17 protein-coding genes are annotated in these 26,655 nt (G+C 49.2%); 13 read left to right on the top strand and 4 right to left on the bottom strand.

Features of this window, described 5'->3' with window-relative positions; translation table 11 throughout:
- Window positions 1-36: 36 nt before the first annotated feature.
- Window positions 37-2,556, bottom strand: a complete 2,520-nt coding sequence (nirB, locus tag BUB37_RS07885) for a nitrite reductase large subunit NirB (RefSeq protein ID WP_072991418.1) — start codon at window positions 2,554-2,556, stop codon at window positions 37-39.
- Between the two features lie 124 nt (window positions 2,557-2,680).
- Between nirB and cobA the strand changes: the two genes are divergently transcribed.
- From cobA to BUB37_RS07855, 6 genes are all read left to right on the top strand, one after another.
- A complete protein-coding gene (gene cobA / locus BUB37_RS07880; RefSeq protein ID WP_072991415.1) occupies window positions 2,681-3,454 on the top strand; it encodes a uroporphyrinogen-III C-methyltransferase in 774 nt (257 codons plus the stop codon).
- Between the two features lie 258 nt (window positions 3,455-3,712).
- Window positions 3,713-5,131, top strand: a complete 1,419-nt coding sequence (locus BUB37_RS07875; protein ID WP_072991394.1) for an MFS transporter — start codon at window positions 3,713-3,715, stop codon at window positions 5,129-5,131.
- A gap of 86 nt (window positions 5,132-5,217) precedes the next feature.
- Window positions 5,218-6,513 carry an alginate export family protein gene (locus BUB37_RS07870; RefSeq protein ID WP_072991391.1) on the top strand — a complete coding sequence of 432 codons (1,296 nt, stop codon included), beginning with the start codon at window positions 5,218-5,220 and terminating at the stop codon, window positions 6,511-6,513.
- 175 nt (window positions 6,514-6,688) lie between these two features.
- Window positions 6,689-7,360, top strand: a complete 672-nt coding sequence (locus BUB37_RS07865; RefSeq protein WP_072991388.1) for a response regulator transcription factor — start codon at window positions 6,689-6,691, stop codon at window positions 7,358-7,360.
- Window positions 7,361-7,584: 224 nt separating this feature from the next.
- Window positions 7,585-9,009: a DUF1593 domain-containing protein gene (locus BUB37_RS07860; protein WP_072991384.1), complete on the top strand. Its 1,425-nt coding sequence runs from the start codon at window positions 7,585-7,587 to the stop codon at window positions 9,007-9,009.
- 54 nt (window positions 9,010-9,063) lie between these two features.
- Window positions 9,064-10,551, top strand: a complete 1,488-nt coding sequence (locus tag BUB37_RS07855) for a glycoside hydrolase family 28 protein (protein ID WP_094766588.1) — start codon at window positions 9,064-9,066, stop codon at window positions 10,549-10,551.
- Window positions 10,552-10,558: 7 nt separating this feature from the next.
- Here the strand turns inward: BUB37_RS07855 and BUB37_RS07850 are convergent, their stop codons facing one another.
- Window positions 10,559-11,857, bottom strand: coding sequence for a serine hydrolase domain-containing protein (locus tag BUB37_RS07850; protein ID WP_072991377.1), 1,299 nt, complete (start codon window positions 11,855-11,857; stop codon window positions 10,559-10,561).
- 462 nt (window positions 11,858-12,319) lie between these two features.
- Here BUB37_RS07850 and BUB37_RS07840 point away from each other — a divergent pair, with 462 nt between their 5' ends.
- Together BUB37_RS07840 and BUB37_RS07835 are read left to right on the top strand one after the other, a co-directional pair.
- Window positions 12,320-15,853: a nitrate reductase gene (locus BUB37_RS07840; RefSeq protein ID WP_072991372.1), complete on the top strand. Its 3,534-nt coding sequence runs from the start codon at window positions 12,320-12,322 to the stop codon at window positions 15,851-15,853.
- 55 nt (window positions 15,854-15,908) lie between these two features.
- Window positions 15,909-17,348, top strand: coding sequence for a rubredoxin (locus tag BUB37_RS07835; protein WP_072992664.1), 1,440 nt, complete (start codon window positions 15,909-15,911; stop codon window positions 17,346-17,348).
- A gap of 55 nt (window positions 17,349-17,403) precedes the next feature.
- Here the strand turns inward: BUB37_RS07835 and BUB37_RS07830 are convergent, their stop codons facing one another.
- A complete protein-coding gene (locus tag BUB37_RS07830; protein ID WP_072991368.1) occupies window positions 17,404-18,654 on the bottom strand; it encodes an MFS transporter in 1,251 nt (416 codons plus the stop codon).
- A 373-nt stretch (window positions 18,655-19,027) separates the two neighbouring features.
- On the opposite strand from BUB37_RS07830, the gene BUB37_RS07825 reads away from it, so the two are divergent.
- From BUB37_RS07825 to galK, 4 genes are read left to right on the top strand one after another with little or no spacing between them, the layout of a single operon-like run.
- Window positions 19,028-20,377 (top strand): Gfo/Idh/MocA family protein, encoded by a 1,350-nt coding sequence (locus tag BUB37_RS07825; RefSeq protein ID WP_072991365.1) that lies wholly within the window; start codon window positions 19,028-19,030, stop codon window positions 20,375-20,377.
- Window positions 20,378-20,386: 9 nt separating this feature from the next.
- Window positions 20,387-21,970 carry an arylsulfatase gene (locus BUB37_RS07820; protein WP_072991362.1) on the top strand — a complete coding sequence of 528 codons (1,584 nt, stop codon included), beginning with the start codon at window positions 20,387-20,389 and terminating at the stop codon, window positions 21,968-21,970.
- A 29-nt stretch (window positions 21,971-21,999) separates the two neighbouring features.
- Window positions 22,000-23,139: a formylglycine-generating enzyme family protein gene (locus tag BUB37_RS07815; RefSeq protein WP_072991358.1), complete on the top strand. Its 1,140-nt coding sequence runs from the start codon at window positions 22,000-22,002 to the stop codon at window positions 23,137-23,139.
- Between the two features lie 13 nt (window positions 23,140-23,152).
- Window positions 23,153-24,286, top strand: coding sequence for a galactokinase (gene galK, locus BUB37_RS07810; RefSeq protein WP_072991355.1), 1,134 nt, complete (start codon window positions 23,153-23,155; stop codon window positions 24,284-24,286).
- Here the strand turns inward: galK and BUB37_RS07805 are convergent.
- Window positions 24,283-24,987, bottom strand: coding sequence for a LytR/AlgR family response regulator transcription factor (locus tag BUB37_RS07805; RefSeq protein WP_072991352.1), 705 nt, complete (start codon window positions 24,985-24,987; stop codon window positions 24,283-24,285). The two genes, galK and BUB37_RS07805, sit on opposite strands and share 4 nt — an antisense overlap.
- Window positions 24,988-25,615: 628 nt before the next feature.
- On the opposite strand from BUB37_RS07805, the gene trxB reads away from it, so the two are divergent.
- The gene (gene trxB, locus BUB37_RS07800; protein WP_072991349.1) at window positions 25,616-26,581 is read left to right on the top strand and encodes a thioredoxin-disulfide reductase; all 966 of its coding nucleotides are present in this window, start codon (window positions 25,616-25,618) and stop codon (window positions 26,579-26,581) included.
- Window positions 26,582-26,655 lie beyond the last annotated feature (74 nt).

Raw genomic sequence — 26,655 nt, 5'->3', positions numbered from 1 at the left:
CGTTGTGTTTACACTGTTCGCCTTGAATAAGGGGTGTCAGGCCCATTCCTTGGGCATTTTTTGTTCCCTGAGCGATACGAACTCTATGTTGTCGTCCTCGGCGTCGGAATTCACGAAATGGGTATACCGCGAACGTATTTCCGGGTTTTCTACAGCTTCTTTCCATTCACATTGGTACGTGTCTATATAGGCCTGCATCTCGGCGTCCAATTCGTCGGCTATGCCCAAGGAGTCGTTGATCACCACGTTTTTCAAATAGGTAATGCCTCCCTCGAGCTTGTCCAACCATGCCGCTGTCCGTTGTAGGGGCTGGGCGGTTTTTATATAGAACATGACAAAGCGGTCGATATAGGTAATGGCGGTCTTTTTGTCCACCTTTTCGGCCAGGAGTTCGGCGTGTTTCGGGTTGGCGCCACCATTTCCCCCCACATAGACGTTCCAACCTCCCTCGACGGCTATAAGGCCAAAGTCTTTGCATCGCGCCTCGGCACATTCCCTGATACAGCCCGAAACCCCACCCTTAAATTTATGGGGCGAACGGATGCCCTTGTAGCGGTGCTCTATTTCAATGGCGAGGCTTACACTTTCATCCATGCCGTAGCGGCACCAAGTGGAACCGACGCAGCTCTTTACGGTACGGAGCGATTTTCCATAGGCCTGTCCCGTCTCGAAACCTTCGGCCAGGAGCTCTTCCCATATCAATGGAAGTTCGTGAAGTTTCGCGCCGAACATATCGATGCGCTGTCCGCCGGTAATCTTTGTATACAGGTCGAATTTTTGGGCAATCCTGCCCAGGGCCATAAGCTGTTTGGGGGTAATTTCGCCTCCCGCCACACGCGGAACCACGGAATAGGTGCCGTTGCGCTGGATATTGGCCAAGTAGCGATCGTTGCTGTCCTGTATGGTTTCCTGCCGGTTGGCGGTTTCGTTGTATATGCTGGCAAAAATACTGGCGGCCACCGGCTTGCAGACCTCGCAACCGTAACCGCCGGATCCGGCACTGTCCAACAATTCGTTGTAATCTTTGATTCCGCGGGCCTTTACGATATCGTAGAGTTCCTGCCTCGAAAAATTGAAATGTTCGCAGATGCTGTTTTTTACCGTTTTACCGATCGTTTTAAGGCTCTCCGCCACCAGGTCGTTGAGCATGGGCTTGCAGCCTCCGCATCCCGTACCTGCCTTGGTCGCCTTGGCAACCGCTTTTACGCTTTCGTTACCGTCGTCGAGTACACTGCAACAGATCTGGCCCTTGGTAACGGCCTCACAAGAACAAATGACCGCCGTATCGGGCAGGTCCATGGCGCTGCCGAAGGCCGAACCTCCTTCGCCGCGTGCCCCCACGATCAATTCTTCCGCATTGTCGGGCAAGGGTATGTTGTTGAGGTACATTTGGTGCAAGATGCTGTAATCGGCCGCATCGCCTACCATGATTCCGCCGAGGAGCGTCTTTCCGTCGTGGCTGACATTGATCCGCTTATAAATGCCCTTGGTCTTGTTCTCGTAGATAATCGATAGGCCCTTGTCGGCGGGCATGTAGGGAACCCCGAAGCTGGCTACGTCGACTCCGATCAACTTCAGTTTGGTCGACATGTCGATTTCTTTTTTCATGGCCGCTTCGCGATTGTCCAAAATTTGGTTGACGGCCACTTCGGCCATTTCGTAGCCAGGGGCTACCAGTCCGTATATCATTTGATTGTAGAGGGCGACCTCGCCAATGGCGAAAATGCAGGGGTCGGAGGTTTGCATCCTATCGTTGACAACGATTCCGCCACGAACGCCCGTTTTAAGATCACAGGTTTTGGCCAGTTCGTCCCTGGGGCGTATACCGGCCGAGACGACGAGCATGTCTACCTCCAAGGTGTCGTCTTCCCCAAAGTCCATTCCCGTTATGGCCCCGTTCCCCAAGATTTTGTTGGTGGCTTTTCCCGTATGTATTTGAATGCCGATCGATTCTAGGGTGAGTTGCAGTACGTTGCTGCTCCTCGAATCGAGTTGCCTCGGCATTAATTTGGGGGCATATTCCACTACATGGGGCTCGAGCCCCATGTCCATAACCGCCTTTCCCGCCTCCAGGCCCAGAAGTCCGCCCCCCAGTATGGCCGCCTTTCCATTGTCTTTCCTGCTTTTTATTTTTTCGGCATAGGCCAACATGCCCTCGAGGTCCTCAATGGTCCGATAGACGAAGACCCCCTTTTTTTCGACCCCGTTGATGGGCGGGACAAAGGGAGCCGACCCCGTGGCAAGTACCAGGTAGTCATAGCTGTATTCCTTGTCGCTCGCCGTGGAAATGGTTTTGTGGTCCCGGTGTATATCGGTTACCCGCTCATTGATGATCAGGTCGATGTTGTGCGCACTGTACCATTCCAAAGGGGCCAGTTGAAGGGCCTGCGCATCGCGATTGGAGAAAAATTCACTGAGATGTACCCGGTCGTAGGCGGCCCGGGGCTCTTCGCCGAAGACGATCAGCTTAAAGTTTGAACTATTTTCATGGGCCATGAACTTCTCACAGAACTTATATCCTACCATTCCGTTGCCGACCACAATTACTGTTTTCATACCGCTTCGATTTATAACTTGAAAACAAAAATAAGTATTTATACGTAATTTTAAAGTAATTTTATATGAATAATTACGTAGTTTTGTTGGGAAATTCATAATCACATACCGTAAATTCAAGAATATGAAAGGGAGGAAGGAATCAAGAATAACCTTGGTAGGGGCCGGCCCCGGCTGTGAGGACCTAATAACCGTGCGGGGCTTGAGGGCCTTGCGAAGCGCCGATGTCGTCCTATACGACGCCTTGGTGGGGAAGAAGCTTTTGGAAGAAGTAAGTGAATCGGCCCAAAGTATATACGTAGGGAAACGTTGTGGGAAACATTCGTATGGTCAAGACGATATCAACAGGTTGTTGGTCGAATGCGCCATGAACTATGGCCATGTGGTACGCTTGAAGGGGGGAGACCCCTTTGTATTCGGGCGGGCGACGGAAGAAATCACCTATGCCGAGTCTTTTGGGATTCCCGTAACCGTGGTTCCCGGGGTAACAAGTGCCATTTCCGTCCCGGCCAGCCAAGGAATACCCGTAACGGCCCGGGGGGTGAGCAGTAGCTTCTGGGTCATGACGGCTACGAAGAGGGACGGGACTTTTTCGGAGGACCTGATGTTTGCCGCCCGTTCCCAGGCCACCATGGTCATTTTGATGGGGATGCGAAAATTGGACGCAATTGTGGGGGAGGTACTTAAGTACCGAGGGCCGGCAACCCCTATGGCCCTTATTCAAAACGGTACCCTGCCCAATGAATCGTGTGTGCTAACGACTTTGGGGAAAGTCCCCGATTGCGTGAATCGCATCGATACGGGCTTGCCCGGTATTATTGTTATCGGCGATGTGGTGGCTGAGCATCCCTCCTTTTTTCAGGAAGAGGTGCAACGCGTACTTTATTCAAACCTTTAAGGCCGACCTATATATTAAGGTATAAGCTCTACCGAACCTAGGCCAAGAAAACATATCAAGGGCCATGGGCTTGGGAAATACGCATTTTTTAACACCTGTAATTTCCATTTCCTGATTTTTATCGGATAAAATCGCCCTTCTTGATAAAATGACATAGTTGAAACTTAAAAACAAGGTATAAATACGTGTAAGTACGTATTTATACGTAATATTGTAAGGAACAACTAAGTAAATTATCCATCCTAAAAAATTGAGATCATGAAAACCCAAGTGTCAAAGAAGGCCACCGCCCTGAAGCTTACTAATTTGAAAAGTATGCCCATCCGTACGTTTTGGATTACCTCCATTGCGTTCTTTATCTGTTTCTTTGCCTGGTTCGGAATCGTGCCCTTTATGCCCGATGTGGTAAAGGATTTGGGGCTGACGCCCGAACAGAAGTGGAATTCCATTATCCTGGCCGTAACAGGAACCGTTTTTGCCCGATTGTTGATAGGAAAACTGTGCGATCGTTTCGGTCCCCGACTTTGCTATACCTATTTGTTGATACTGGGGGCGATACCCGTAATTTTGCTCGGCTTTGTGCAGACCCCCACGCAGTTCTTGGTATGTAGGCTCTTTATCGGCTTTATAGGGGCCTCTTTTGTTATCACGCAGTTCCACACCTCCATTATGTTTGCTCCCAACATTGTCGGTACGGCCAACGCGACATCGGCCGGTTGGGGCAATTTGGGCGGAGGGGCGAACCGCTTGGGGATGCCCTTGATTGCCGCCGCGGTGGTAAGCTTTGGCGTGGCCGATGAAATGGCATGGCGTTATTCGATGGTCATCGCCGGTATCATAGCCATGTTGATGGGGCTGGTGTATTTCTTTTTTACCACCGACACGCCCGAGGGCAATTTTTCCGAACTTAAGGCAGCCGGCAAAATGCCCGCCTTGAAAAAGGATGAGGAAAGCTTTTTGGAGGTTTTAAAGGATTATCGGGTCTGGATATTGTTCGTTGTATATGCCGCCTGTTTCGGTATGGAGCTTACCGTCTACGGTACTATGGACGATTATCTTCAGAACAACTTTGGGCTTACCCGGTCTACTGCCGGAAACCTGGTCCTCTCCTTTGCCTTGATGAATATCTTCGCGCGCACCTTGGGCGGTTTTTTCGGGGATAGGTTCGGAAAGATGAAAGGCCTGAGGGGGCGGGTGGTTTTCCTGACCCTGATCTTGGCCGCGGAAGGCCTAATGCTTTCGGCCTTTTCCATGACCACCAGCTTGGCCTTTGGTCTGGTCTTCTTGATCGCCTTCAGCCTAACGGTACAAATGGCGGAAGGGGCCACGTTCTCCGTCGTTCCCTTTATCAACAAAAAGGCCATCGGCTCCATTTCGGGTATTGTCGGGGCCGGAGGAAACGTAGGGGCTTTTTTGGCCGCCCTTTTTCTAAAATCGAAGTCCGCCATGGCCGAAACACATGCAATTTCCGTAAATTCGGCCTTGGGCGAAGAAGCCGTAAAAGCGGCCCAATCGACCGCCGCGGCGACTGCGGTGTCGGGTGGGTACTTTGTCATAGGCATTTTTGTTGTCATTAGTGCCCTGACCACCCTTGCGATCAGGTTCTCCATGGCCGACGAAAGGGCGGTGGAGGAAGAGATGAAGGCCGAGTTAACACTCTCCCGATCGACCGATTAATTTTTTAAAAGACGGCATAGGGGGGCGTTGGCCTTGACCGGTCGCAGACCTCCCGCGCTTGACTAACAACCTGTAAATTTTTAAGTATGAATAATCGCCCTTCCGTTTTCCTCTTTATTTGCCTATGCTCCTTTCAAATCGCTTTCTGCCAGTTCACCCTCGACGGTGAGTTTAGGCCCCGTACCGAATACCGGCACGGATTCGGGAATATTATCGCCGATGGGGCCGACCCCGGTTTCGCCATTTCGACACGGACCCGTTTGAACGCTGGATACAAGTTCAGTTCGTATGAATTTTATTTAAGCCTGCAGGATGTCATGGTCTGGGGGGAGAATAGACAGATACTGCCTTACGACCAGAACAATTCCTTTGCCGTTTTTCAGGCCTGGGCCAAATTAAAGCTGGCCAAAGACCTAAGCGCCAAATTGGGACGACAGGTAATTGCCTACGACGATCAACGTATTTTTGGGGGACTCGATTGGGCCCAGCAGGGGCGTAACCACGATGCCGCTTTGGTCAGCTACGGAAAAGACCGCTTCATGGTCGATCTGGGCCTGGCCTTCAACCAAGACTTTAGCAACCCCTCGGGGTTTCAATCCGTTGGTACGGCCTACAACACTTCAGGCTTTTTCTCCTATAAAACCATGCAGTACCTGTATTTAAAACAGCAATGGACCGATTTTTCGGGAAGCCTGTTACTGCTCAACAATGGGTTTCAGGACTTTACGGAAGAAGGGGAAGATCTTGTGGCCGACGGGGTCAGTAACTTGCAGACTTTTGGAAGCCATCTCAATTATTCAAAGGGAAAGGTAAAGGCGACCTTCAATGCCTTTTTTCAAACCGGCGAACGGCAAAATAGGGTCGAGGTGGGAAGTGCCTATCTCTTGGGGCTGGATCTGACCTATAGGGCCTCCCCGAAAATAGGCCTGGGTATCGGTGCCGAAATGATCAGTGGCGACAAGTCCGGTACGGCCGATAAAACCGAAGCCTTTTTCCCCCTATACGGGACGAACCACAAATTCAACGGCTTTATGGATTATTTTTACGTCGGCAACCATGCCAATTCCATCGGCCTGTTCGACCTTCACGCCAGTGCCGATCTTAAACTGGGAAAAAAATCGAGCCTGCTCCTAAAGGTCTTGAAATTTAATGGCGAGCAGGACCTGCCCAGCGGGGAAAGCTCCTTGGGTACGGAAGTCGATGTGGTTTTCTCCCAAAACTTGGACGGTTTCGGCTTTAAGATCGGATATTCCCAACTTTTTGCCGCTGACGGTATGTACGAATTGAAGGGCATTTCAGAAGGTGCCGCCGCCGATAGTCAAAATTGGGTTTGGGCCATGCTCGTCATCAAACCGAAGTTTATAAAAGCAAGTGGCCAATAAGCCCGTTCCAACGATGCTTCGATTGGGCCGTCTCGACCATTGGGGTCGGGGCGGTCCTTTTGTTTTTCGGCCTTCCTCCTTAACTTAAATTTGAGGATAGATTGTACCGATGGTTTTAATTTGATGCCCTTCATCATAAAATTCAATTATATTTGTACGTACAAATACCTATAAATTGAATCAAACCACAAAAATTGTTTTAGTAGACGACCATTCCTTGGTGCGCGACGGAATTCGTGCCTTGCTTGAAAGTGAGGAAGACCTTGAGGTCATAGGGGAAGGGGCCAGTGGCAAGGAAGCCCTTGCCCTGGTAGATGAAAAAGAGCCCGATGTGCTGATCATCGACATTCGAATGCCCGTAATGACGGGAATAGAGGCCGTAAAGGAATTGAAATCAAGAAATTCACCCGTCAAATCCATCATCCTTTCCATGCACGACTCGGAGGAGTATATATTGCAATCCGTGGGCGCCGGGGCCATGGGCTACCTGCTCAAGGATACGGGCAAGGCAGAGTTCATCAAAGCCATTCATACCGTTCGCGATGGCGGTAAATACTATAGCGGCGATATTTCGAACGTTTTGGTAAACCATTTGTTGAATCCCGCCAAGGAGGGAATCGAAGGCCCGAAAAGGAACAAGGCTGCCGACAATCCCTTTGATCTGACCAACAAGGAACTTCAGGTCTTGAAGTTGGTGTTGTCAGGACTTACCAATAAGCAGATTTCCGAAAAACTACAGAACAGCAAACGGACCATCGAAACCCACCGCTTTAACCTGATGCGCAAGATGGAGGTCAAAAATTTGATCGACCTGTCCAAAAAGGCACAGGAGTATAATTTGGTGTGAAGAACAAGCGCTTCCTTACAACCGAACCAGGGTTTTCAGATCGGGTCCTGCCTTGGTCTCTTTTGAAAAAAAGCGAAAGGGCCTTTTTTTTGATGGCGAAGGCCTTGGATAGGGGGCTACCCTAATTCGGTAAAAAGGGAAATATTTAAGTTTGTGCCGCCAGGCTTGTTGTTGTGGTAAAAAAAATAGCTTTATATTGCGGATTGTTTTAAAAACGCCCTGATATGAGAACATATACTACCACCTTGTTAATGATTTTGTTTTTAACTTTTGGCAACGCGCAATCGATTACAAAAAATAGGGTGATCGTCTTGACCGATATTGAGGCCGATCCCGACGATACCCAATCCTTGGTGCGTTTGTTTCTATATGCCAATGAAATCGAGATTAGGGGCTTAGTGGCTACGACCTCATGTTGGATGCAATCGTCCGTCCATCCCGAATCCATCGAAAAAGTGATCAAGGCCTACGCCGAGGTATGGCCCAATTTGTCGAAACATGCCGAGGGCTATCCCAAGGCCGAAGAACTTATGCGCCTGGTCAAAACGGGTCCCGCCAAGTACGGTATGACCGCAGTGGGCAAAGGGATGGATACCGAGGGTTCCGATTGGATCATTGCCGAGTTGGAAAAGGACGACGACAGGCCTTTGTGGATCTCGGTCTGGGGGGGTGTAAATACCTTGGCCCAGGCATTATATACGATCAAGGAGACCAAGTCGCCGCGGGAGGTCAAAAAGTTGGTGGCAAAACTTAGGGTCTATACCATATCCGACCAAGACGATAGCGGTATTTGGATCCGCAACAACTTTCCCGATCTCTTCTATATCGTTTCCCCGGGCGATTATTACGCCCATGCGACATGGACGGGAATCAATGCCTTCGTCAAGGGGATTGACAATAGCACGATCAGTAACGCGTGGCTTGCCGAAAACATACAACAGGACCACGGTCCGCTTGGGGCGGTATATCCCGACGTGGCCTGGGGTATGGAGGGCGATACCCCGGCCTTTCTCTCCTTGATTCCCAATGGACTCAATGTTTCGGAGCATCCGGAATGGGGCGGTTGGGGCGGCCGATACGAATTGTACAAGCCCGATTTTTCAAAAACCAAGGAGGGGAGCTCGATTGTTCGGATCCAACCCGAAACCCGGCCTATATGGACCAATGCCATTGATAGTTTGCCTCGTTATGTACCCAAGGCATACGGTAGGACCGTACAGCCCGACAGCGTTTCCCACAAAAGCGATAAAGCCAGCTTATGGCGCTGGCGCGATGATTTTCAAAATGATTTTGCGGCACGGATGGACTGGTGTATCCTGCCCGTCGAAGAGGCCAATCACCCTCCTGTGCCCAAACTGGGCCATGCAGACAAGATTACCGTTAAAGCGGGCGAGAGCTTTACCTTAGACGCCTTTGAAAGCACCGATCCCGACGGTGACAACCTAAGTTTTTTGTGGTTCAACTATCCCGAGGCGGGCACATACAGGAAATTGATTAAAGTGAACGGAGCTGAAAACGTGCATTTGGCCAATTTTACGGCCCCTAAGGTAAATAAGAAACAGACCGCCCACTTCATTGTAAAGGTTACCGACAAGGGGAGCCCTCGATTGAGCCGTTACAAAAGGGTTATCGTAACCATCGTTCCCTAGTGGCCGTATGCTGTTTGCCAAGTCCGTCTACCATCATAAAAGCCAAGTTACCTTATGAAGAATATAACAACAATCGCCTTGATGTTCTTTTTGGCCCAAGTGGTCCGTGCACAGTTCAGTACACCGGCGTCGGAAGAGCCACTTGTAACCAAGGAAGAGGTAGGTGCGCATGCCTTGCCCGCCGATATTGCCCCGATCAAGGCCCCTTTCGCGATGCCCCAACTAAATAGGCCGAAATTCGCGGCTTATAGCTTGAATATTATGCAACTAGGGGCAAAACCGGGTCAAAAGGTGACCAAGAGTATCCAAAGGGCGATCGATCGGGTACATAAACGGGGAGGGGGGACGGTCGTTGTACCTTCGGGGGTGTGGTACACGTCCCGAATCGAACTAAAGGGCAATGTTAACCTCGAAATACAGGAAGGGGCCGAGCTTCGGGTCGGGGGTGAAATAGAAGATTTTCTTCCAGCGGTATTTACAAGGGTCGAAGGTATTGAGGTGATGTCCAGCGGTGGGTTTATTTATGCCCACAAGGCCGATAATATCGGTATAACCGGTAAGGGCAAGATCATTGGCCCCGATCGGGATGCCCCCGTTAGAACGGCCCCCGGCCCCAAGGGTGTTGTGGAAAATGCCATTGATCAAAGCGCTCCGGTAAGGGAAAGGGTGTATGACGGTCACAAAGGAAGGTTTTTCTACAAGCCCAAATCGATTTGTTTGGTTGAATGCAAGAACGTTCTTATAGAAGGTATTACCATTGAGAAGAGCGTTACCTGGAACGTAACCCCGATTTATTGTGATGGCGTTATTATTCGGGGCATTACCGTTAATTCCGTGGGAATCCCGACCGGTGATGGTATAGATATCGAATCTTCCCGAAACGTCTTGATCGAATATGCCACGTTGAACAATGGCGACGATTGTTTTACCATGAAATCGGGACGAGACAAGGACGGAATCCGGGTCAACCGCCCTACCGAGAATATAGTGGTGCGGTATTGCCTATCGGAAGCAGGCCACGGAGCCATTACCACCGGCAGCGAAACGGCCGGTTGGATTCGTAACGTTTACCTGCACGATTGCATTTTTGATGGCACGGACAGGGGTTTCCGGTTTAAGACCCGAAGACCACGTGGCGGCGGTGTGGAGAACATCTATTACGAAAGGGTGAGGATGAACATTAAAAGACATGCTTTGGAGTGGGATTTGTTGGGGAGCAGAACCTATGTCGGCGAGTTGGCCGATCGCCTGCCCAAACGCCCTATAACCGAACTTACCCCGCGCTACCGTAACCTGTTCTTCCGCAATGTCGTTATACATACCGAAGAGAACTTCATTAAGGGAAAGGGCATACCTGAGGTACCCTTGACCAATGTGGTTATGGAAAACCTGGATATTACCTCGGGACAAAACATTTACCTGAGCGATGTAAAGGACTTTGTGATCAAAAACTCGGTGATCAGAAGCAAGGACCAATCCATCGAGATTATCGAGGGGCGGAACGTCAGGTTCGAGAATGTCGATATGTTCTACCGGGAGTAGGAAGGACCTAGAGGGGCGTGTTCATTTCAGACGTGTGGTGCTGGGCAATTTCACGGGTATTCGGCCGGTAGATCCCTTTGACGATCTGATAGAGGTCGGGGATAACGGTACGGGCAATTTTTGAGTTGTTGCTCAAGAGGACACAAATGCCCAAATCGGCTTCTGGGTATACGGCTATCTCGTTTCTGTAGTTGTTTACACTGCCCCCGTGGTGCCAGATCGTCTTTTCGCTACCGTCCTCTTCAAACTTGTGTATGCGCCATCCGAAGCCGTAATAAGACTTTTTATGGCCGGGCCATTTGTGATAATACTTATGGTGCCCGGTAATTTCGATAAATGGGGTAAAGGCTTCCGCCAAGGCCGATTTGTCCATTACCTCGGGGTTGTGGCCGAGTAAAAAACGCATCCACTTGGCCATATCGTGGGCACTGGCATTAATACCACCGGCCGCAATGGCATTGTAATAGTTGTCGGTCAGTTTAAGGCTTCTCCATCCTTTGCCCCTTTTGGCATGGGGCAGGGCCACATTCACGGTTTGGTTTAGGGTGTTGTAGTCCATTGAGGTACTGCACATACCAAGAGGGGTAAAAAAACGGTTCTTCAACGAAGCGCTGATCTCGTTGCCCGTTGCCTTGCGCATAACTTCCCCGCACAAAGCAAAAATGGCATTTTGGTAACTGTACATGGCACCCGGTTTACTGATAGGGGCTACTTCCTTGAATCGGGAGGCAATGGTTTCCATGGGAAGACCGGCTTCGACAAGATTGGTAAAACTGTGGTAGGGGGTTCCCGAAGTGTGCGAAAGAATATTGGCCAAGGTAATCTGGGAGGTGTTGTCTTGGTCGCCTAGTTGAAACTGGGGCAGATAATCGATAACACGATCCTTCCATTCGATATACCCCTCGTTTTTTAAATCGGCGGCGAGCACACCCGCAAATCCCTTGGAGAGCGAGCCGAGCCTAAAAACGGTTTCCCCGTTCACTAAATCGTTTTCGTTGTGTTTGCGTTTTCCAAAACCTTCGGCAAGTACTATACTGTCGCCCTGAACGATACTTACCCCTGCTCCCACGATTTCTCCCGAGGCGATCGCTTTTTGAAAATAGGAGCTTAATGCGGCGCTTAGCCTTAGCTTGTTCCTCTCATACTTTTCGGCATCGAGGCCGTTTTTGGCAAGGTCTTTTTTAACCGATGGAGGATCGGTTTGCTCCGTATCCGAATGTGGTTTTGATGAGGGGCTACTTGAAGTGGCATAAATAAGGGAAAGGGTCAAAAAAACAGATACGGCCAAAAATTTAAATGTCCTCATAGGTAGTAAAAGAGTTTGCCTTTTGGGGTTATGTAGTGTGAATATAAGATGAAATACTTAAATAACGGATGAATTGCATTATTTCTTATACATATCGGTATTTTTTTGGGACATTTTACCGGGTATTGAATTTAGGGGCGGTTTTTTTTAGGATATATAATCCCATAGGCCTTGTGCCACGGATTTCCTTGGCACCCAAAGGAATTTTCCTTTCGCGATGTGTGAACGAAAAATGACGATAGCGGCCATCGGAGGAAGTAGGGGCACAATCCTTACTGTATGCCACATACCCCGAAAGGGGCTTAAAAGTCCGCCCAAGATGGATTTTTTGAATAAAGGGGCCATTTTTTACGGTACTCTTAGAATATCGCCCAACTTTTACGATATAATTACTACGTATATATACGTATATTCTTAATTTGCATACGTAAATGTCACAGTAATAGTTATCAAAGCCTGACGATGTTGAAAAAGAAAGTGAATAAGACCATTTGTTCGTATTGCGGGGTGGGCTGCGGTATGGATGTTTCAGTTGATTCGAAAGGTACCATCACCGTAGAGGGCGACGTATCCTACCCCGTAAACAAGGGCATGTTGTGTTCAAAGGGTAAAAACTTAAATTATGTGGCCCAAGACACAACGGACCGCATTTTGTTTCCCCAAATGCGTTGGAGCCGCAACCATCCTATGCAGCGGGTATCTTGGGATTCGGCTTTTGAAAGGGCCGCGGCGGTTTTCAAGAGTATTATAGATAGGCACGGTCCCGACAGTGTCGGGTTTTATGTCTCGGGGCAATGCCTGACCGAAGAATATTACCTGGTCAATAAACTCGCCAAAGGCTTTATTGGCACGAATAACATAGATACGAATTCCAGGCTTTGTATGAGTTCGGCGGTGGTAGGCTATAAGAAAATGTTGGGCGAGGATTCCGTCCCAATTTCCTATGACGATATCGAACTGTCGGACTGCTTTCTGATTGCCGGGGCCAACCCGGCGTGGTGCCACCCCATACTCTTCCGCAGGATAGAAAAACACAAGGCCGAAAACCCGAACGTGAAAATTATCGTGGTAGATCCTAGAAAGACACAGACTTGTGCCATAGCCGACCTTCACCTCCAGATCCTGCCCGGTACCGATGTCATCCTTTTCAATGCCTTGGCCCGATGGTTGATCGAAAAAAGGAAAATTGACAAAAAATTTATAAAGCAGCACACCTCCAATTTTGAAGCCTGCAAAAAGACGGCCTTTGAGCTATCCCTTAAAAGGGCGGCCGAGCTATGTGGTATTGCGGTTGACGATATTCGAAAGGCCGCGGGCTTTATAGGCAATGCCAAAGCTTTTATTTCGATGTGGACGATGGGACTCAACCAGAGTGTCATCGGGGTGGCTAAGAACATGGCCCTGCTCAACCTGTCCTTGTTGACCGGCCAGATCGGCAAACCAGGGTCCGGACCTTTTTCACTTACGGGCCAACCCAATGCCATGGGCGGTCGTGAGGTAGGGGGGATGGCAAGCCTGCTTGCGGCCCACAAAGACCTCGGAAACCCGAAACATAGAAAGGAAGTGGCCGAATTTTGGGGCTGTAAGGCCATATCGGGCGAAGCCGGCTATACGGCAACCGAGATGTTCGATGCACTGGACCGCGGTAAATTGAAGGCCATATGGATCATCTGTACCAACCCCGTTGTAAGTCTGCCGAACTCGCACAAGGTCGAACGGGCGTTGAAAAAAGCCAGCTTCGTCGTGGTCCAGGACATTTCGCACAGGTCGGAGACGACCCAATTTGCCGACTTGCTCTTGCCGGCCGCCGGTTGGTTGGAGAAGGAAGGGACGATGACGAATTCGGAACGGCGGATCAGCTATTTGCCCCAAGTGATCGACCCTCCGGGGGAAGCGCTTCCCGATGCCGAGATTCTATGGCGTTTTGCCCAACATATGGGGTTCAAGGGCTTTGATTATAAAAACGCGGGGGAAGTTTACGACGAGCACTGCCTGTTGACAAAGGGAACCCATATCGATATTTCCGGATTGTCGCATCGCCGCCTGAAGGACGAAGGCAGTTTTCAATGGCCGGTGCCAGATCCAAAACACATGGGCACCCCCAGGTTGTTTACCGATTTGCGGTTTTATACGAACGATCAAAAATCCCATTTCAATGTCCCTCCCAAACTTTACAACCAATCCGAGGAAACCGATTCAACGTTTCCCTTGATATTGAATACCGGAAGGGTACGAGATCAGTGGCACACGCGCACCAAGACCGGCAAGGTAAAACGCCTGCTTGCCCATATCCCCGAACCCTATCTTGAGATGAACAAGGTAGATGCCTACCTTAGGGACTTGAAGGATGGCGATGTGGCGATCGTAAAAAGCCGTAGGGGGCAGGTTCAGGTGAAGGTAAAGGTGAACTTTGATATTCGGGAGCGCGTGGTCTTTTTACCCATGCACTGGGGCAAGGTTTTAAACAACGATTTTGGCCGGGCCAATAACATAACAAACGATTTGGTCGACCCCATATCAAAGGAGCCTGATTTTAAATATTGCGCGGTTCAGGTGGGGAAGTTCGTAAAACCCAAACAGAAGGTAGTGGTCATTGGGGCCGGGGCGGCGGCCTATCGTTTTGTACAAACGTACCGGGCTACCAACAAGGTAGACGAGGTACACGTTTTTTCAAGGGAGGAGCACCCCTTCTACAATCGGGTACTGCTGCCCGAATACGTAAGCGAGGAACTCACATGGCCGGCCTTGGAAAAACTAAAAAAGGGAGAGGTTAAAAAGCTCGGCCTAAACTTGCATTCGGGGTTGGGAATTACCGAAATAGACAAGGTAAACAAAAAAATCGTCGACGATTGTGGCAAGGTACACAGCTATGATATCTTGATTTTGGCCACCGGAAGCCGGGCCTTTGTGCCCAGTGGCGTCCAGATCAAGCTCCCCGGTCGGTTCACCATGCGCGAACGCGGTGATGCCGATAGTTTGCGAAGGTATTTAAGGGAAACGGGCCTCCCCGCCGAGGAACAGCATGTGGTTATTGTGGGGGGCGGACTGTTGGGGCTTGAGCTGGCAGCGGCCCTCAAAAAAAGAAACATCAACATTAGTATTATCCAGCGGGCGCCGAGGTTGATGGAAAGGCAGCTCGATCCCGTGGCCAGCAGGCTGCTGGCCGAAGACGTATCGGAACGGGGGATCGCCCTTTATTTCGATAATGAGGTGAGTACGGTATTTGAGGAAAGGAAACAAGACCATATTTTGTCGGTAACCCTTAAAACGGGGCGCACCATTGCCTGCAATGCCGTTGTATATGCCATTGGTACAAGGCCGAACATCGAGCTGGCCAAAATGGCCGATATCGATACCAGTAGGGGAGTGGTGGTCAACGATTATTTGCAGACCAGTGCCCCTGATATTTTTGCCCTGGGCGAAATAGCCGAGTACAACAATGCCTTGTTCGGTATTACCTCGGCCGCCGAGCAACAGGCCGATATTGCGGCCAAGTACATTTTAGGCGATTATGGCAGTAGGTACAGGGGATCGGTATTGATGAATATTTTAAAGTTCGAAGACCTCGACCTGTGCAGTTTGGGCATGGTGAACACGCCTGGCAATGATCCGGATTACGAAGAGATTATTTTTATGGATACCAGTAAACGGTATTACAAGAAATGCATCGTGAAGGACGACATCTTGGTGGGGGCCATTTTGATGGGAGATAAAAATGAATTCGCCGAATTTAAACGGCTTATCGAAGACGAAATCGAACTGTCGGAAAAGCGCGATGAACTTCTGAGGGGAAACAGCGCATCGGTACCCCTAAAGGGTAAATTGGTCTGTTCGTGTAGTCAGGTTGGCGAAGGCAATTTGATCGAAACCATAACCAACGGCTGCCATGAGTTTGCCGCTGTTTGTTCTCAGACCGGTGCCGGACTGGGATGCGGGAGCTGCAAACCGGAGATTCAGGAAATCCTGACCGCACAATTGCAGGGAGCGACCCGTTGAAAACGGGGTGGAGGGAACGATATGCGAAGAATAGCGAATGAAATACGATATTGTCATGGGCAAAAACTTACATAGGATAATGATCAAGGGGGGCGTTACTTCGCCAGGGGAACTCAAAGATGGCATTGCCATGCTCGAGGCCGTGGGACTGAAGGAAGTGTTTTTTGGTTCGAGACAGGATTTGTTGTTCCCCTTGGAAGGGGGAGGTGATACCTTTCTCGATAATATCTCAAAATTTGATATCGATGTCGAATCCGATAGAAGCGTACAGAATATCGTATCGTCCTATGTCGCCGCCGATATTTTTGAAATGACCCATTGGTTGAAAGGCTCGACCTACCTCTATATCCTTGAGGGCTTCGATTACGGTCCCAGGCTGAAAATAAACATTACCGACCCAAAACAGCGTTTGGTGCCCCTGTTCAATGGCAATCTCAACTTTATCGCCTCTGAAAACGAAGATTATTGGTACCTGAACATAAAACTGCCGGGCTGGGAAAAGGCAGCCTACTATCCGGTACTGATCTACAGTTGGGACATCACCGCCGTTGCCAAGGCCATCGAAGACCTTTATGAAGATGTGGACAACGTCGATGAGCTCTCGTTCATCTTGAACAAAAGGCTGAATACCAACAGCCGAACGATGGATAGGGTGTTGAAGGTTCCCTATATCAAGTTTCCATACTACGAGGGCATGAACAGAATGGGGCTTGACCAATATTGGTTGGGGCTCTATTGGCGCAACAATAGGTACGACCTGGGGTTCTTAAAGGAGCTGTGTGGTTTTTGTTTGGACAACAGTATCGGCAAGATTTGTATAACCCCCTGGAAATCCTTTATTGTAAAGGGGATAAAAAAATCGGGCCGCGACGGGCTGGAGCGCTTTTTGGGCCAAAGGGGAATCAACGTAAGGCATTCGCAGTTGGAAATGAATTGGCACCTGCCCGTTGATGATCGGGAAGCCCTTGAGCTTAAGAAGTTTTTGGTGCGCAGTTTTGACCAGAATGACATCAGCACCTACGGACTGACCTTTGGAATAAGCAACGACGTAGGCAAGCGTTCCCATTTCGCCTCGGTTATAATCGAAAAAAACGCCCCGCCCTCGATTATAAAAGATTTTGACGTAAGGCCTACCTACAACGTTCTTCATGCAGAGAACTTTGACCCGAACAACCAAAAATATCGTCCATTCGCCCAAGATGTGGATAAAATTGAGCTCCCAGGCCTGCTTATGGAACTCAGTAAAAAATATTTCGACCAACTGGGTTCCGAACCGAAGGTCGTGGCTTCTACCCCGGCAAGCCCAATGAAGGAACAACCTGTTCGCAAGGTCTATCAATGTACCGCCTGTCTAACGGTCTACGACGAGCACTATGGCGATGTAGGTTCGAACATTCCCCCGGGCATTCCTTTTTCCGAAATACCCGAAAGCTATACCTGCCCCGTTTGTGAGACCTCGAAGGCAGGGTTCGAACTGACCGAAATCAGGATATGACAAACAAAAAAACGGCCCATATTGGGCCGTTTGCTATAAATATCAAGCCTGCCACTTATGCGGAAGCCGATTCGGCCTGTGCCTTGGCCTTATTGTTACGTACCCAAAAATAAAGTATGGTAAACAATACGATGAGAATGATCGGGAAAATGGTTATGGTGCGCATGGTTTCCTGCCCGGCCACCAATTCGAGCTCGTCACCGGTCAACCCCCTAGCGGCCACTTTTTCCAGGTCGCTATCGATCCATCTACCTGTTATGGGTTGAAAGATGGTTTGCGAGAACATACCGACGGCTCCCATGATAGATAGGCCCAATGCACCACTTTTTGGAATCTTATCGGCAACGAAGCCGATCATGTTGGGCCAGAAATAGGCAACGCCCAATGCAAAGAAAACAGCGGCTATATAAGCCATTGCCCCCGTTTGTGTACTAAAGAGGTAGATGCCGATGGCCGCCAAAACCGCAGACCCCAATAAAACTCCCGTTTGGTCGAACTTGTGCACCATCTCGCCACCAAAATAGCGGGCAACCGCCATGATACCCGTAACAAGGGCTAGGATGAGCATGGGTTGGGCGCCACTTTTGGCAAGGATGATACTTGACCACTGTTGTGGAATAAATTCAGATGCCGCCGTCAAGGCCATACATACGACCATAAAGAGGAACAGAGGCGAGACCATGGCCTTTAAATTACCTGTAAGTGTGGCACCTTCCTCAACTTTGGCCTTGGGCCAAGATTGTCCGAAGAATAGATAGGCGTAAATAAGGGTCGGGATCATAATGATCCAAATCTGGGTCTCCCAGCTCATTCCCAGGTCGGTTATGAACTTGGAAATCAAACTTCCGACTACAATGCCCCCAGGGAACCACATGTGAAAACGGTTGAGCATCTTGCTCATTCGGGTGCCTTGGTAGGCATCGGCGATCATAGGGTTACAGGCGGCTTCGGTACATCCGTTGCCCAAACCGATTAGCAAGGTCGAGATTAAAAGGCCAACATAGCTGCCTGAATAAATGGTAAGGATTATACCTACGGCATGGGCAAAAAAGGCAAATTGCATAATGGCCTTTCCGCCTACTTTGTGGTAGATCAATCCGCCTATGACCATGGAAATGGGAAAGCCAAGGAACCACATCGAATTGATGAATCCCAATTGCTCGGCCGTTAAGCTAAGTTCTTCCCCGAGTTGCGGTAAAATACCCGCCCTGATACTGAACGAAAAGGCGGTGGTTATCAATGCAAAACAACTTGCATAAAAAAGTCTGTTGGCGTTAGGAGCCGATACATTTGCTGATGTTTCCATACGTTATTATTTGGTTTATTGTTTTTAGGTTGTGGTTTAGAATCTTATGGTTTAGGTGCCTTTTTTTTCGAAAATTGCAACGAAAGATAATCCAAAAATCCGTAATTGATAAAAAAATTGCGCTTTAACCAACAAAATAATTCGGTGAATATGTTAAAGCAACAGCGGGATGGTGTGACAAAAAACACCCCTTGAACTTTGTAAAAAACTCTACAGCAAGCATTAAGGGCTTCCTGTCTTTGCCCAAAACTATTGGGTCAGGGGGCAATTTCGTTAAAATCTGAAATTACGAAAACGATTGAGTAGGATATTATTTATATATTGATAACTTTACTGGATAATCACCAAATTCAACCAATAAAACTATAATAAAATGGAAAAATCATCCAAAAAAATTGAGAATGCCCATAAAGCCACCCATTCGAGAAGGGGGTTTGTAAAGAACAGTGCTCTGTTGGCAGGTGGGGCGATGCTTTTGCCCAATATGCAAATGAGCGGTATGGTCAATGTCTTGGGCAATAAAAAATTGAAACTGGCCCTAGTCGGCTGTGGCGGTCGCGGTACCGGTGCCGCCGTACAGGCATTGAACGCCGACGAGAATGTTGAGCTGGTGGCCATGGCGGATGCCTTTGAAGACCGTTTGAAGAATAGCCTAGCCAATATTTCCAAGGCCATGGGCGAGACCAAAAAGGTCAACGTTAAGGAGAAGAACCAATTTGTGGGCTTCGATGCGGCCCAAAAGGCAATGGACCTGGCCGATGTGGTAATTTTGGCCACCCCACCGGGTTTTCGTCCACAACATTTTGAATATGCCATAAATAATGGCAAGCATGTATTTATGGAGAAACCCGTGGCTACCGATGTGCCCGGCGTCAGAAAGGTATTGGCGGCGGCCAAACTGGCCAAGGATAAAAAGCTGAACGTGGTGGTGGGCCTCCAACGCCATTACCAAGATAGTTACTTGGCAGCTCTCGAACAATTGAAAAACGGGGCCATCGGCGATATCGTATCGGGCCAGGTATATTGGAACAGTGCCGGGGTATGGGTGCGCGAACGCCAACCGAACCAGACCGAGCTCGAATATCAAATGCGAAATTGGTACTACTTTAATTGGCTCTGTGGAGACCACATCCTCGAACAACATATACACAATATCGATGTGGCCAACTGGTTCATCGGGGAATACCCCATATCGGCCCAGGGAATGGGAGGAAGACAAGTAAGGACAGGGAAGGACCACGGCGAGATCTTTGACCATCATTTTGTGGAATACACCTATCCTAGCGGGGCCGTTATTGCCAGCCAATGCCGCCATCAACCGGAAACCATGAGCAGGGTGTCCGAATTTTTTCAGGGTACCAAGGGTACGGTTTCAACCGAAGGCAATAAGGCCAGACTGAAATCCCATGACGGACAAATCCTTTTTGATCATCGCGGTAAGGACGATCCCAATCCCTACCAGGTAGAACATATCAAATTGTTCGAATCCATCCGTAACGGAGGGGTGATAGCCGATGCCGAAAACGGTGCCAAAAGTACAATGAGTGCGATAATAGGCAGAATGGCCACCTATTCGGGCAAGGTTATAAAATGGGACGAAGCCATGCAGTCCAACTTGAAACTGGTGCCCGATACCCTTACCTGGGATTCGCCGGCACCCGTTCAGCCCAAGGCCGATGGAACATACGAGATACCTACTCCGGGCAAGACAGTTGTACTATAAACCGCGCATATGAAGATATCGATTAAATCAACTGTGTCCCTGCTTATGGCAGGGACACTTTTTTGGTCGTGTAGGGATGGCAGCAACGCCCAGGCCGATCAACCGACAAGCCCCCGGCCTAACATCATCTATATTTTGGCCGATGACCTCGGTTATGCGGAAGTAGGGGCCTATGGCCAGGAAAAAATAGAAACGCCCAATATCGATGCCCTGGCAAGCTCGGGAATGTTGTTTACCCAGCATTACAGCAGTGCCCCGGTCTGTGCCCCGGCACGGTATATGTTGCTCACGGGAAAACATGCGGGCCACGCCTATATTCGAAGCAATTCGGAATGGAAGGAACGCGGCGATGTTTGGAACTACAGGGCAATGGCCAAAGACTCGACCCTGGAGGGGCAAGGACCCATGCCGAAATCTACGGTTACTTTGGCGCACCGGCTGAAGGATGCCGGGTATGTCACCGGAATGGTCGGTAAATGGGGTTTGGGGGCGCCGCATACCCATTCGATACCGAATACCATGGGGTTCGATTTTTTCTTCGGATTTAACTGTCAAAGGCAGGCCCATACCTATTACCCATTGCACCTTTATAAGAACAAAGAACGCGTTCATCTGTCCAACGACACCATTGCACCCAACACGCGTTTGCCCGAAGGGGCCGACCCGAACGACCCTGCCAGTTATTCCAACTACACCCTAACGGATTATGCCCCCGACCTGATGTTCAGGGAACTGGGCAATTTTATAAGCGACAATGGGCAGAAGCCCTTTTTTCTTTACTGGGCCACCCCGATACCCCATGTGGCCCTACAGGCCCCCAAGCGTTGGGTAGATTATTATATCGAGAAGTTCGGCGAAGAGGAACCCTACTTGGGCGAAAGGGGCTATTTCCCGCATAAGAATCCGCATGCGGCCTATGCGGCCATGGTTTCCTATCTCGACGAGAACATCGGAAAGTTGGTACGGCAATTGAAAGACGAAGGTATCTATGAAAATACCCTTATCGTATTTACTTCCGATAACGGTCCGAGTTACGCCGGGGGTGCCGATCCCAGTTTTTTCGAGAGTGCCAAGCCCTTTGAGGGCAGTTGGGGTAGGGGCAAGGGCTACCTGTACGAAGGGGGGATCCGCGTACCGATGATCGCCGCCTGGCCCAATAAAATACCCGCAGGAACGAAAAGCGACCTTGTTTCGGCCCATTATGATATGGTGGCAACCTTTGCCGAGGTGGCGGGCTACCCCCTTCCAAAAGATACCGATGGTATCAGCCTATTGCCCACACTGTTGGCCGATGGCGAACAAAGGCAACACGGGTTCATGTATTGGGAATTTCCCAGTTACGGGGGGCAAGTGGCATTGCGTATCGGGAATTGGAAAGTACTGCGCCGCAACCTAATAAACGACGAACCCGAAACCCTTGAGGTCTATGACCTGGAAAATGATCCTAGGGAGCAACACAATGTTGCCGCGCAACATCCCGAAATCGTTCAAAAGGCAGCGGAGATTTTCGAAAGGGAGCGCGAAACACCTGAACTGGCACATTTTAAGATACCTGCCATTGAAAATGGTTTGATTCCTGAAAATAAGGATTAACTTTGTCATTCTACAACTTAAATAGAAACATGCATAGCATTTCCCGATTTTTTCTGGCCACGACGATCATTTCACTGACCGTGGCCTGTAAAGACACCAATAAGAAAACAGCTGAAACCGATAACGGCAATGAAAGGCTTGAAAAAGTAAAGGAGGTGGTGGTAGATACCACCGTCATCACGACAATACCCGAGGGAATCGAAGCACCCGAAGGCATGGTGTGGGTACCGGGAAAGGTATTCGAACAGGGGGCGGTAGCCCAGGACAAGGTGGCCATGGACCATGAGAAACCGGCCCATAAGGTTGCCGTTGATGGGTTTTTTATGGATGTTACCGAAGTGACCAATGCCCAGTTCAAAAAATTTGTTGACGAGACGGGCTACGTAACCGTGGCCGAACGCGAAATCGATTGGGAGGAGATGAAGAAACAGCTGCCGGAAGGCACCGCCAAGCCCCACGATTCCATATTGCAACCGGGCTCCCTTACCTTCAAAAAAACCAAGGGTTCGGTGCCCAACCTTTATGATTTTTCACAGTGGTGGAGGTGGACGATTGGTGCCAGTTGGAAACATCCCAACGGGCCGGGAAGCGATATTAAGGGCAAAGACGACCACCCGGTCGTACATATAGCCTATGAGGATGCCCTGGCCTATTGCGAATGGGCGAACCGACGCCTCCCCACCGAGGCCGAATGGGAACTGGCGGCGAGGGGTAACCATCTCGGTACCATTTACTTCTGGGGAGATGATATGGATGTGCTCAGCCAAAAGGGCAATACATGGGAAGGTGAGTTTCCGGTTACCAATACAAAGCAGGACGGCTTTGAGCGCAGGGCCCCCGTCAAGTCGTACCCGCCCAACGACCTGGGACTGTACGACATGGCCGGTAACGTGTGGGAGTGGACCTCGGACTGGTACAATACCAATTACTATCGTGAGGTGGCCGCACAACATACGATTTTAAAAAATCCCCAAGGGGCAAGTTCTCCCTACAATGAGAGAGACCCGTATGCCAGGGAGAAGGTAATGAAGGGGGGCTCTTTTCTGTGCAACGCCTCCTATTGTTCAAGCTATCGCGTTTCATCGCGTATGGCCACAAGTTTGGATTCGTCCCTCGAACACCTGGGTTTTCGAACCGTCGCCACCGTCGATATGGTCTCAGGGCAATAATTAACTTTATCCTATGCAATTTACGATCGATTTTATACCCGAGTTAAAGGTGGTGTCGCCCGGTAGGATCAATCTGATTGGTGAGCACACCGACTACAACATGGGCTACGTGCTTCCTACCGCCATCGAAAAGAATATTACCTTCGGTTTTCGGAAAAACGGATCCGATACCAAATGCGGTGTTTATAGCAAAACCTTTGATACGGGTTTTGAAATCGACCTGAACGGGATTGCCCGTAGTGGGGTCGAATGGGAGAACTATATTCTTGGCGTATTGAACGAGATTTCGAAACGTACCGACAAGCTCAGGGGCTTCGATTGTATTTTGGAAAGCAACCTCCCCACAGGTTCGGGACTAAGTTCTTCCGCGGCCTTGGAGTGTGGACTGGCCTACGGCTTGAACGAGCTTTTCGATCTGGGACTTACAAAACTTGAGCTGGTACAACTCTCACAGACGGCCGAACATACCTATGCCGGTACCCAATGTGGTATCATGGATCAATACGCTTCCGTAATGAGCAGGGAAAACCACCTTATTTTGTTGGATTGTTTGACCCTGGAGGCCCAATACATACCTATTGATCTGGATCCCTACAAGATCATTCTTTTGAATACCAAGGTCTCCCATAATTTGGCCACGAGCGAATACAACGTTCGTAAGCGCGAATGCGAACAGGGGGTGTCATTGGTCAAGGAGAAGTTCCCCGAGGTCGATTCGCTAAGGGATGTAACCGGAGATATGTTGAAGGCCTGCAAGGATGGTATGCCCGACAAAATTTTTAAAAGGTGTGCCTTTATCGTTGCTGAAAATGCACGCGTATTGCAAATGGCCGATGCGTTTAAGGCCGGGGACCATGCCAAGGTAGGCCAGCTTCTCTATGAAGCCCATCAGGGAATAAGTGAGCTCTATGAAGTGAGTTGTGCCGAATCTGACTTTTTGGTCGATTTTTCCAAATCCTATCCATCGGTTTTGGGAGCCCGACAGACAGGGGGAGGTTTCGGTGGCTGTACCTTGAATATCGTACATCGCGATGCGGTGGCCGAATTTGTCGAAGCGGCCACGCATGCCTACGAGGAAAAATTCGGTATCGTGCTCGAACCTTACGAGGTGGAGCCCTGCGGAGGAACCGGAAGTTTTGTGCCTTAATGTACCGAAGCGTTCAAAAGGGCCTCTTCGAGCTCCAATTTCTTGTGACGGCTTAAGGGAATTTGATTTCCGCACAGCTCTACATGCTGGCTGTTGTACCTTTCGACCCGGTTCAGGTTGACGATATACGACTTATGGATGCGTAAAAAGTCTTCGGCGGGAAGCTGGTTCATAAAGTTTTTCATTGTACTGAGCACCAAATAGGTTTCGCTGTCGGTAATGATTTTCAAGTAATCTCCCAAGCCTTCGATCCAACGAATATCCTTCAAGAATATTTTTACCTTCTTCAGTTTGCTGTTGACAAAGATATGCTCTTCTTCCTCGTCGGTGGCCCCACGGCTTCTCAACAGGGCCTTTTGGATCGATTTGTTAAAACGTTCGGAAGTTATGGGCTTCATGAGATAATCGGTAACATCGTAGTCAAAGGCCTGCATGGCATATTGGGGCTTCGATGTGATCAAAATGATCTGTGGCCTTTCTTCGAGTGATTCTATAAACTGGAAACCGTTGATAACCGGCATTTCAATGTCTAGGAAAACGATGTCCACGTGCTTGTCCGTAAGCCCCTTTTGTGCCTTGATCCCATTTTCGTAATCATCGATCAAAATGAGGTTTTTGTGGTCTTTTATAAGTTTGGATACTGCCGTTCGCTGAGTCTTGGAATCGTCTATAATTACGCATTTCAATATAGATGTACTCATGGTTCATTACTTTGATTGGGGGAAGTGAATTTTTAAATTTGTAATCTCAAAAAGAGTGCACGCAAAGGGAGTGTTAACCCTGAAGGTTATCACTTGAAGTTCGCCCGCTCTAACACAAAGATAGATATAATAACCATTTATAATGTAACCGAGGTTACTTAACTGGCGAATTGTACCTTATTTTTATCGAGTTGGTAATGCGCTACTTGTGGCGATTGAAAATTTTTTAACCGGTTAAGGGCGTTGTTTCGTTTATCCGTAATTCAGCTCCGTTTTTTGGACAAAACGTTTGGATTTTAAGGATATACCGGTCTTTATTGGCGGAGTCGGTACGATTTTGGTTTTTGCGGTCCGTCGAAAAAAAGGGATCTGCGCTGTACTCGCGCTAGGGTAATACCCTGGAGATTTACGCTTTTAAAAGTGAAATTTGCCTATTCGGGTCAGGGGAAGGTTCTTGGGCGAAACAATTTATGGCGGTAACGACGTCCCGAAAGGGGCATCCTTTGCCATAGAGTAAGTTAACGGCTTGATAACCGACAGATAGCTATAACTTTTAATAACTTTAAAGGGATGTTTTTTTGAAAAAAACTACATTTGTTCGTTAATTATTTTAAATGAGTATTGTACTATGGCAGAGAAGATAGAAAGGGTAAAAACGTTGATTATTGGTTCGGGCCCTGCGGGTTATACGGCGGCAATTTATGCGGCGCGCGCCGATTTAAAGCCTGTTTTGTATACGGGTATGGAGCCGGGCGGACAGTTGACCACGACCACAGAGGTCGATAACTTTCCCGGATACCCCGAAGGCATTGATGGCCCGACAATGATGGTACAGTTGCAGCAGCAGGCCGAACGCTTTGGCACCGATGTACGTATAGGAATGGTTACCGCCGTCGAATTAAGCGATCAGGTGGGCGGAATCCATAAGGTGACCGTCGACGATAGCAAGGAGATAGAGGCCGAGACCATAATTATTTCCACTGGGGCATCTGCCAAGTATCTGAATATCCCCAGTGAACAGCGCTTAAGGGGCGGAGGCGTATCCGCATGTGCGGTCTGTGACGGCTTCTTTTATAAGGGGCAGGATGTGGCCATCGTTGGAGCGGGCGATACCGCGGCCGAAGAGGCTTCGTACCTGGCCAATATTTGCAACAAGGTAACCATGTTGGTGCGCAAGGATTATATGAGGGCTTCAAAGGCCATGCAGCATCGCGTCAACAGCCTGGAGAATATTGAAATTAGATACAATACCGAAGTGGATGAGGTTCTGGGCGACCAAGTGGTCGAGGGAATTCGCGTGGTGAACAACCAAACCGGGGAGAAGGAAGAGATAGCCGTTACCGGCCTCTTCATCGCCATTGGCCACAAACCCAATACCGATATATTCAAGGGACAGTTGGATATGGACGAGACCGGGTACATCATAACCCAGGGCAAATCGACCAAGACCAACAGGCCCGGGGTCTTCGCCAGTGGCGATGCCCAGGACAAGGAATACCGTCAGGCGATAACGGCCGCCGGTACGGGTTGTATGGCCGCCCTTGATGCGGAAAGATATTTAGCGACCGTCGAAACTCCGCAGGAGATGGTTTGATAGCTATATTTAATAAGGAAACATAAAAAATCCGGTAAATGCTGTTTACCGGATTTTTTTTGTACATCTGTCGG

The sequence above is a fragment of the Pseudozobellia thermophila genome, assembly GCF_900141855.1.
Taxonomy (GTDB): Bacteria; Bacteroidota; Bacteroidia; order Flavobacteriales; family Flavobacteriaceae; genus Pseudozobellia; species Pseudozobellia thermophila.
Note: the sequence above shows the minus strand (reverse complement) of the source record. Positions and strands in the feature narration are given on the sequence as shown.